The sequence below is a fragment of the Pseudomonas sp. PSPC3-2 genome (assembly GCF_049897085.1).
GTDB lineage: Bacteria > Pseudomonadota > Gammaproteobacteria > Pseudomonadales > Pseudomonadaceae > Aquipseudomonas > Aquipseudomonas paraveronii.
In genome coordinates this window covers 1-1257 of sequence record NZ_JAFCVO010000042.1, presented here as the reverse complement: position 1 = coordinate 1257, position 1257 = coordinate 1, and the positions used below count along the sequence as shown (strand labels likewise).

At 55.1% G+C, this 1257-nt stretch carries 2 protein-coding genes; both read right to left on the bottom strand.

The genetic code is table 11. The features are described 5' to 3' along the window. Positions 1-49 precede the first annotated feature (49 nt). Positions 50-886, bottom strand: a complete 837-nt coding sequence (locus tag ACP7CJ_RS28810) for an IS3 family transposase (RefSeq protein WP_276193551.1) — start codon at positions 884-886, stop codon at positions 50-52. Next, the gene (locus ACP7CJ_RS28805; protein ID WP_276193552.1) at positions 883-1185 is read right to left on the bottom strand and encodes a transposase; all 303 of its coding nucleotides are present in this window, start codon (positions 1183-1185) and stop codon (positions 883-885) included. Before ACP7CJ_RS28805 ends, ACP7CJ_RS28810 begins: the two co-directional genes overlap by 4 nt. Positions 1186-1257: the final 72 nt, after the last annotated feature.

The following is a 1257-nucleotide window of genomic DNA, read 5'->3' as shown; positions in this document are numbered from 1 at the left end:
TGGGAGGGGGCTTGAACTGGTCAACTAATTTTGGACACCAGTTAAGGTTTCACGCCGCCAGTTTCTCCATAGCTACCGGCGACCGGTAGCCGTTGTAGCTGTGGAGCCTGACGTTGTTGTAACGCATCAAATAACGCTGCAAATCCACTCGGGCTTCATGCTCTGAGCTGTAGCCATCTTCTGGTACCCATTCTGATTTAAGGCTCCCAAAGAAACGCTCCATCGGGGCGTTGTCCCAGCACTCACCTTTGCGACTCATGCTTTGCAGGAGTCCATGCTTGCGCATTTCATTCCTGAATTTGTGGCTGGTGTACTGACAGCCTTGGTCGGAGTGAAACAGCACCTCTTTTGGACGGCCTCGCAACTCGACCGCCATTCGCAACGCTTCGCAGGTCAGCGTGGCATCGGAAATCATCGAAAACGACCACCCCACAATCCGGCGAGCGAACAGATCCAGAACTGCCGCGAAATACATCCAGCGCTTGCCGACTTTGATATACGTCACATCGCCACACCACACCTGGTTGATCGCTGTGACATCAAACTGGCGCTTGAGCACATGCGGCGCTACCAGCGCTTCCACGCCGGATGATTTGTACTTATGCCGCCGGCGTTGACGACTGATGACGCCCGCTTCACGCATCAGGCTGCGCGCCATGTACCGCCCGACGCGATGCCCCTTGGCTTGCAGTTCCTTAGCTAAAGTGCGCGATCCAGCAGATGCTCTGGACTCCTTGTGATGCTCGACCAGGGCGGCTTTGAGCTTTTCCCGCTCAGGTTTCACCTTGCCTTGGCGCTGACGCCAGGCGTAAAAGCTGCTGCGGTTAACACCGAACGCCCGACAGCAATTGTTAACGCCGTACTGCTCGTCCAGCTCACAGATCAACGTGAATGATCTTTGGCGTCCAACAGCAAGAGAGCACTGGCCTTTTTTAGGATTTCGATGTCCAGGTCTTTTTGCCTGAGTAACGCTTTGAGCTGCTGAATCTCTCGTTGATCGGCGGTAATAGCCTTGGCGCCAATCGGAGTCGAGCCCAGCCGCTCTTTGCGAACCTGATCGACCCAGCGGCGCAACGCAGTCGGGCCAATATCCAGACTGGCACAGACGTCGGGAACCGACTGCCCCTCGTCCAGCACCATGCTGGCCGCCTTGAGTTTGAACTCACTCGAATAAGATTTACGCATATCCAAACACCTCAGATTTGGGCGCCATCATAGCGCCCGATTGAAGTGTCCAAAATCATTAGGCCAGTTCAG

Coding starts and splice junctions, on each gene's coding strand:
- ACP7CJ_RS28805 (WP_276193552.1), bottom strand. CDS start 1,185: ATGCGTAAATCTTATTCGAGTGAGTTCAAACTCAAGGCGGCCAGCATG.